The sequence below is a fragment of the Paenibacillus forsythiae T98 genome (genome assembly GCF_000520735.1).
GTDB classification, from domain to species: Bacteria; Bacillota; Bacilli; order Paenibacillales; family Paenibacillaceae; genus Paenibacillus_AQ; species Paenibacillus_AQ forsythiae.
Genome location: NZ_ASSC01000242.1, coordinates 1 through 6,674, shown reverse-complemented (window position 1 = coordinate 6,674; position 6,674 = coordinate 1). Strand labels below are relative to the sequence as shown.

10 protein-coding genes and 5 tRNA genes are annotated in these 6,674 nt (G+C 52.3%); 2 read left to right on the top strand and 13 right to left on the bottom strand.

Annotation, left to right across the window (positions count from 1 at the left end; genetic code table 11):
• The 8 genes from L692_RS28125 to L692_RS0108425 all read right to left on the bottom strand — a co-directional run.
• On the bottom strand, positions 1-896 hold an 896-nt coding region (locus tag L692_RS28125; protein ID WP_036722778.1), incomplete at its 3' end, for a hypothetical protein.
• Positions 897-1,088: 192 nt separating this feature from the next.
• Positions 1,089-1,511, bottom strand: a complete 423-nt coding sequence (locus L692_RS0108455; RefSeq protein WP_025698938.1) for a phage tail assembly chaperone — start codon at positions 1,509-1,511, stop codon at positions 1,089-1,091.
• A 106-nt stretch (positions 1,512-1,617) separates the two neighbouring features.
• Positions 1,618-2,076 (bottom strand): phage tail tube protein, encoded by a 459-nt coding sequence (locus L692_RS0108450; protein WP_025698936.1) that lies wholly within the window; start codon positions 2,074-2,076, stop codon positions 1,618-1,620.
• A 1-nt stretch (position 2,077) separates the two neighbouring features.
• Complete coding sequence (locus L692_RS0108445; protein ID WP_025698934.1) at positions 2,078-3,400, bottom strand: phage tail sheath family protein; 1,323 nt, start codon at positions 3,398-3,400, stop codon at positions 2,078-2,080.
• Positions 3,400-3,576, bottom strand: coding sequence for a hypothetical protein (locus L692_RS31735; RefSeq protein WP_156940350.1), 177 nt, complete (start codon positions 3,574-3,576; stop codon positions 3,400-3,402). The genes L692_RS0108445 and L692_RS31735 overlap by 1 nt, the downstream gene beginning before the upstream one ends.
• Positions 3,573-3,989 (bottom strand): phage tail terminator family protein, encoded by a 417-nt coding sequence (locus tag L692_RS0108435; RefSeq protein ID WP_156940348.1) that lies wholly within the window; start codon positions 3,987-3,989, stop codon positions 3,573-3,575. The genes L692_RS31735 and L692_RS0108435 overlap by 4 nt, the downstream gene beginning before the upstream one ends.
• Entirely contained in the window at positions 3,955-4,236 is a 282-nt protein-coding gene (locus tag L692_RS0108430) for a hypothetical protein (protein ID WP_025698929.1), read from the bottom strand. The genes L692_RS0108435 and L692_RS0108430 overlap by 35 nt, the downstream gene beginning before the upstream one ends.
• Positions 4,237-4,379: 143 nt before the next feature.
• Complete coding sequence (locus L692_RS0108425) at positions 4,380-4,886, bottom strand: ArpU family phage packaging/lysis transcriptional regulator (RefSeq protein ID WP_036722781.1); 507 nt, start codon at positions 4,884-4,886, stop codon at positions 4,380-4,382.
• 280 nt (positions 4,887-5,166) lie between these two features.
• Between L692_RS0108425 and L692_RS0108420 the strand changes: the two genes are divergently transcribed.
• Positions 5,167-5,607 carry a transcriptional regulator gene (locus tag L692_RS0108420; protein ID WP_025698927.1) on the top strand — a complete coding sequence of 147 codons (441 nt, stop codon included), beginning with the start codon at positions 5,167-5,169 and terminating at the stop codon, positions 5,605-5,607.
• 38 nt (positions 5,608-5,645) lie between these two features.
• Positions 5,646-6,059 carry an ImmA/IrrE family metallo-endopeptidase gene (locus L692_RS0108415; RefSeq protein WP_025698925.1) on the top strand — a complete coding sequence of 138 codons (414 nt, stop codon included), beginning with the start codon at positions 5,646-5,648 and terminating at the stop codon, positions 6,057-6,059.
• Positions 6,060-6,207: 148 nt separating this feature from the next.
• Here L692_RS0108415 and L692_RS0108410 read toward each other — a convergent pair.
• The 5 genes from L692_RS0108410 to L692_RS0108390 all read right to left on the bottom strand — a co-directional run bounded on the left by L692_RS0108410 (position 6,208) and on the right by L692_RS0108390 (position 6,625).
• Positions 6,208-6,281: transfer RNA gene (locus L692_RS0108410), tRNA-Gly, on the bottom strand.
• A gap of 10 nt (positions 6,282-6,291) precedes the next feature.
• Positions 6,292-6,365: transfer RNA gene (locus L692_RS0108405), tRNA-Pro, on the bottom strand.
• 10 nt (positions 6,366-6,375) lie between these two features.
• Positions 6,376-6,452 (bottom strand) — tRNA-Arg (locus L692_RS0108400).
• A 7-nt stretch (positions 6,453-6,459) separates the two neighbouring features.
• Positions 6,460-6,534, bottom strand: a tRNA-Gly gene (locus tag L692_RS0108395).
• Positions 6,535-6,541: 7 nt separating this feature from the next.
• Positions 6,542-6,625, bottom strand: a tRNA-Leu gene (locus L692_RS0108390).
• Positions 6,626-6,674 lie beyond the last annotated feature (49 nt).

Sequence of the window (6,674 nt, the reverse complement as noted above, 5' to 3'; positions counted from 1 at the left end):
GCCGCGGGGAGCGAATACACCTGAACAATCATGGCAGCCAGATAGACAAAGGCGATTGCCGCCAAGATCGGACCGATGACCGACCAGTTCTGCTGGATAACGCCGCCCATATAAATCAGGCCATCCACTACCATCGAGATAGCGGTTGCCGCGACCAGGAAGAGATTCGCCATCAGATTGATCGCAGCCGTCATCTGACCCGATTTAAAGGCATTGTTCAGGGCATCAAGCGCGGGCCGCAGCGCCACAATGGCCTTCTGCCCCATCAAGGCATAAGCTCCGTCTATATTATCCTGGAGCGTTTTCCAATTCTCCTTGTCTTTATCGCTGGCCGCACCCTCGAGCGCTTTCTCGCCCAGCGATTTCGCCTTGTCAAAGACTGAAGCCACATCCAGACCCTTCAGAGCGTCGACCGTTTTGGACATGAAGCCGCCCTTTTTCTCCGGCCCCTTCGATGTGACCGCTCCTCCGGCTGTAGCGGCGCCTCCCTCAGCTCCACCTGCTGATCCCCCCGAGGCAGTCTGTTTTCTGGAAAAAAGCCGGGCTGCGGCCTTTTCGCCAAAATATTTGGCTACCTCGAACGTGTTAATGTTCAGGATATCCAGTACATCGCCGAGCTTGTCCATGAAGCCTTTTTTCGCCTTCGCCGCCTCGCCGTCCGCGCTTCCCGATTGTTCGGAGAGCTTTCCCGCCGCTTCCTGGGCCTGCATAAAGCTTTCCACTAAAGACTTGTTCTTTTCTTCGATCTGCTCCAGTATTTTTTGAAGGCCGTCCAGCGTAGATGAGACTTTTTCCAGGTTCTGATTGAACCGTTCGCATTCCGCGTTCAGATTGCGCCAGACCGTCAGCGCGCGTACCGGTACAAATGCGGCGGTGCTTGTTTCCCCGTTATTCATTTATCCACCCCCTTCATCTCTTTCTTCCCCCGGCCCTTGAGCGCTCCCGCTTTTCCTTATCCACCCGGACGGCGATCATTGCATAGATGGCGGCCCGTTCGCGGACGGAGAGCGCCATCAGCTCATGAGGCAAAATATGCAGCTCATGGAGGGCGTAGTAGGCCAGATTAGCCTCCCCGTCGCCCTCGTTAATCAGTTTTTTACGTCGTCCACCAGCTCGTTCATATCCGCGCCGAAGCCGTTAAGCGCCTGCACCCGCTCGCCGAGGGCGGCGAATTCGCCGGGCAGAAGCATTTTGCGCAGCAGCGCCTCCGCGCCCAGCACGCCGTAAGAACGCTGAAGCTCCGCGTTTTTCAGATCGGGATACACGACGCTCGCCGTCATCAGCTTGGCCATATAATCATTGGCGTCGATTTCCGGCGTGTATGCACCGTGCTTGCCTTTAATCTTCCGGGTAGCCGCCTTACGGCATTCCTGATTCTCGTCCTCCGTCATGCTGCGCAGCTTCCAGGCTGCCGGCTTACCGTCCTTATCTTTAAAGCGCGTGGATACGACAAACTCCTCGGTCGTGTCACAGCTTACATTTTGGGCAAAAAACAAACTGAATTCGCTCATTCGTTAATCCTCCTAATGATTATTGTAGCCCGCCGCAGGCAGGAGCCGGCGCTATAGCGCCGTCCTCCCCCGCGAGCAAACTGACTCGATGCGCTTAAATCTCAGCTTAAGACGCCGAACCGAACGGCTTGCCCATCTCTACATCCTCGAACGTGAAGCTGACCTCTTCCTCCAGCGCGTCCGACTCGGTATCGAGCGAAGCCATAATAACGCTGTCCAGGTTGACTCCTTTCAGCGTGATCCGCTGGGCGCCGATGCTGGACGAAGGGTCCTCGTTGATGACTTCGATATCGAAATACTGGTCAACTCCCGTATTCATATAATCGAGCATCATTTGACGGAAACGGCTGGTCATATAAAAAATGGTCATCGAACCGCTGCCCGACCACCCCGTCGCTTTATGCTGGACGCCGCGGCGGCCCAGCGTTTTGACTTCCGCCTTTTGCTTCTCGACCGTAGCCTCCAGCTTTTTCACATAGAACATCTCTTCGATTTGGGTGCCAATCACCGCATAAGCGCGGCCCTCCTGACCGGAAATCGTATCGCTGGCTTTCAAGAACGCCATCTTAGACCACCTTCACTTTCAGATATACTTTTTCTACCGAATCCACCGGCTTCACAACCGTTTCCAGCACCACGCTATCGCTATCGGCGCCGGCAACGACGGAAATATCGGTCTGCGCATTGAAGCTCTCGATGGCTCCGATATTCTGCAGATCGTTCATGTAAGCGGCGCACTGCGACCAGAACAGCGCCCGGCCATCCTCATTATTGGATACTTTTCCAACAAAGTAGGTTTCAAAAATACGCTTCAAATCAACGGCAATGCCGTCCAGCACGCGGAGAACCCGGTTTTTCGAGAAAGCCTTGCCTTTCGCCGGTGTGAACGCCGTGAGCGTATTGATATCCTGCTCGACCACCGCCTTTGCGCCGCTGTAAGTAAAGAGCAGTTCACCGCTTAGCAGCGCCGCCACCGTCTCGGAATGACTTAAACGGACATCGACATCCACCGCATCGTCATAAGCCTGATAGGTCAGCGATTCATTTGCCGTAGCCGCTGCTGTCGCTCCCGCTGTCCAGGCCACCGCATTCGTCTTGTCCACTACAGTGCCGTCGCTAAGGATAACACCGTTCTTCACACTGATGACCCCTTCATAATCGGCGGCGGCGTAATCGGACACAACAGCCTGCACCTTCTTGCCCTCGGAATCGCGCAGCCGTGTGACATAGGAGGTGTAGAGGGCTTTAAGCGAGTTGTCCTGCGAGATCAGCCCGACCGTTTGAAAATCCTGCACCTCCAGCTCGGCCAGAAAATCGCTGTGGTTCTGATTGGTCACCGTCCCGTTGCTTCCTCCTGTAAGCGGAATTCCGGCAGATGCCTGGAGTCCTTCCGAACCGTTCGCCTCGAACGTTACATAGGCGTTATCCAGCAAATCGGCTGCGGCCAAGGCCGTCTGTCTGTCCACCTCCGTCCCGTCAAGCAGCGTCTTTATATCGAACTTGGACGGGTCCTCGATATTGCTTGCAATCACGACCGACAGATCATTGCCGCGTTCACCGCCATATTGAGCGGTTGCCTTCAATCCGCTGGCCGTTGCCTCGGCCTTGACGCCGGTATTCAGACGGTAGAGCAGAAGTCTACCCGCCCGCTTGAGCGCTTCGCGCACCGGAAGCAGCTCCTCATTCGCCCAATCATACCCGAGCAGCTTGACGATATCGTCCTGAGACGCAATGCGGATGATTTCACCGGCAGGTCCCCAGGAGAGCGCCAGAGCCAGTGCGGCCGTACCGCGATCTCCCATTTTTCCGATTGCACCCGATTGGGATGACACATTCACATATACCCCCGGACGCACCTTGTTTTGCGTTGTCCATGTTCCTCCAGCCATTAAATGACCTCCTTCGTTAAAAAGAGCGCCAGCTCTTGTCTCGCCTGTTCCAACGTATAGCTCTGATCCTGCTGCAAAATTGCGTCAAGCACATCCTTTTCCCTTGGCGCAAAAATCCCCGACTCCAGAATTTGGGCTTTGCCGAATACGATCTTGTTCTCACTCATTGTGCTCATTTCACTCTTCCTTCCTCTGTCAATTGACCCATTCTTACCGTTTCAGGACGCTCGCTGTGCAGGTACAGTGAATACTCTGCCGTGAACAGAGCCGCTTCCCCTTCCGCTCCGGCCGTCCAGGTCTGCCGTACACTTCGGTAGCTCACCCCGTCAGCTTCGACGAGGGCAAGCACATCGCGTAAGGCGTCTGCCATAACCTCCGACTCCGATACCGTAGCGCCTTCATAGCGGACACCGAACCGGTACACCGCCGCATAACGGTCTTCCCGCTGCCGGTCATACGCCGATGATAGCAGAAACAGCCGGAGGCCCGGCGTCTGCGCCTCATCGTCGCTTGAAATGACGGGAATGTCCGCAAAACGCTGCTCCAGCGCACCCTTAATGCAGCTCCGCAAATGCTGTACTGACATCATTGCCTTCCTTTCTTGATCTGCCGTCACAGGCCGGTTCCCTGCCCGTTCTGTCATTCCATGCTATCTGTGTGTCCATCCCCTCCTGTCTTTCCCGAACAAGCAAAACGGACATCATCCCTTTGGATAACATCCGTTTGGTTGGCCAATGACCGAAAGAAGCTTTCACCGCTTGATTGGCCCGCAGGTTAGCTGCGGCTTTGGCTGAAGCATTCATGCTCCTGCGGTGTTCTTTCGCTTCATTTGCCATGGTATAATCATATCTCCTTTTTTAGCGCATGAAGACGGCATTCGGGCGAAGCTTGGAAGAAGATTGAGACGAAAAAGGGCGCTTTTTCGGAGGACAAAAAAAGAGACCGTCCATTCGGACAATCTCCTGCTCACTTTGTATTATCAGCTATTCGAAAGCACACCGTTTTTTTCCTTATTCGTTTTGGACGACGCTTTGAGCAACGGGCCCAGCGACAGCATGTTCAGCTCCTTGAAAGCCAGAGCCATTTTATAAAAAGCTCGTGTCCGGATTTTTACATAAGTATCCTTGCTAATGGGCGGGTCGAACACATGATTGTAGACCGTATAATCGAATACCTCGTCTCTTTTCAAATATCTTTCGCGAACCAGCTGCTGTTCCCGGCTGTCCAGCCTCTCTACCACCGATTCCACAGCGGCACAGTATGCTCTCCTGGCGGCAGGCACGTCCACATTATGCGCAGCAAGCGAAGCGGTCGGGTCTGAAATAACATGCGTCGGTCCATGAAACCGTTCCATGTAAGAATACGTAATGGAAGCCTCTCTCGCCTCAAAAGTAATCGTCTTGAATATCCGGTATTTCTCAAGCATGCTTTCCATGGCTATTTGAGTTTGGCGCCGATCCAGTTCAGGCAGGGAAGACAGATTCATCATTAGTATAGCGCTCCTTTAATGGGTTTCTAGAATGCTTCAGATGCTGATTGGAATGTGATAAAATGTTTTGTGTTCGCATCTTGTTCGTATTTTTCTATAATATACCACCTGCCGTGAATCGCGTAAAATCCGGTATTCAGCCATTTCACAACCATAATCGCATAATAACTCCCGTTTCCTTGCCTTATGACAAAATAATTAATGAATTATTTACCTTTTGGCAAAAATAGATTATAGTAATGGCAGCAGGTAAACGCATGACAAGGAGTGTTACGGGATGGAACACGAGTTTGGATTGTATTTAAAGCGGCTGCGCGAGAGCAAAGGTCTTACCCTCAGCCAATTGGCTGTCGCTGCCGGGATCAGCGGTTCACAAATCTCACGCATTGAAAACGGGCTGCGCGGCGTCCCCAAACCGGCAACCCTGCGCAGACTTGCAGAGGCCATGAATGTCTCATACGAGGAGCTTATGGAACGGGCAGGCTATTTACAGGAGTATGAACAGATGGCTGAAGCGATACCGGAATGGGCGACCAGCAAGGACAAGCGGGATTTCAAAAAAATGCTGGAGGATGACGGAGAGCTGATGTTCGACGGAATTCCGCTGAAACAAGAGGACAGACAACGAATAAAAGACGTACTGACAGGGCTATTCTGGGAAGCCAAACAGATGAATAAACGGAAGCCCACTCCCAAACCAGACAACTCGGGGGATTGATGCTCTTAACCAATACCTAATGCTGCAGGTGAAGAAAAATGGATGAACTGGTCAATCAGCTTATTAAAAAATATAAAACCAACTGTCCGTTTGAGCTATGCCGGGCTCTAGGTATCCATGTCCGATTTATGAACCTGGGTGAAGGAACCAAAGGGTTATATTATAGCAAGCTTCGAAGAAAATTTATTGTCATTCATAATGAACTGTCCTTGGAATGGCAGCGATTTGTCTGTGCCCATGAACTGGGTCATGACCGGCTGCATAAAGGCATTAACCGGTTCTTTTTAGAAGAGAGCTCTTATTTCGCCCCGGGCAAGCTGGAACGTCAGGCGAATCGGTTTGCAGTTCTGCTGTTGACTGCCGCGACCTCTCCCGAACAGGATGAATCACTGGAAAGCTATTATTCGCGTTTAGGCATCCCGCCGGAGGTCGGTTCTTTTTTGGACCCTTGAACCAAACGTACATTCCCATTGTATTCAGTTCACGTAAAAATAAAATGGTTGCTCATATTGCCGTATATAGTGGGGCAGACAAAAAAACTCTTACTAAAGTAAGAGTTTCTGTTCTTAATAAACAATTGCTTATGTAGTTATTTAAGAATGGAGCGGGTGATGGGAATCGAACCCACGCTATCAGCTTGGAAGGCTGAAGTTCTACCATTGAACTACACCCGCAGGTGAAGAATCGGGATGACACGATTCGAACATGCGACCCCCTGGTCCCAAACCAGGTGCTCTACCAAGCTGAGCTACATCCCGTTAATATAAATGGCGCGCCCTGAGAGATTCGAACTCCCGACCTTTTGATTCGTAGTCAAACGCTCTATCCAGCTGAGCTAAGGGCGCATTCTTATGGAGCGGACGACGGGAATCGAACCCGCGACCCTCGCCTTGGCAAGGCGATGCTCTACCGCTGAGCCACGTCCGCAAATAAATGGTGCGCGTGGAGGGACTTGAACCCCCACGTCAAAGACGCTAGATCCTAAGTCTAGTGCGTCTGCCAATTCCGCCACACGCGCAAGTTACTTAAAAGTGAGCCATGAAGGACTCGAACCTTCGACACCCTGA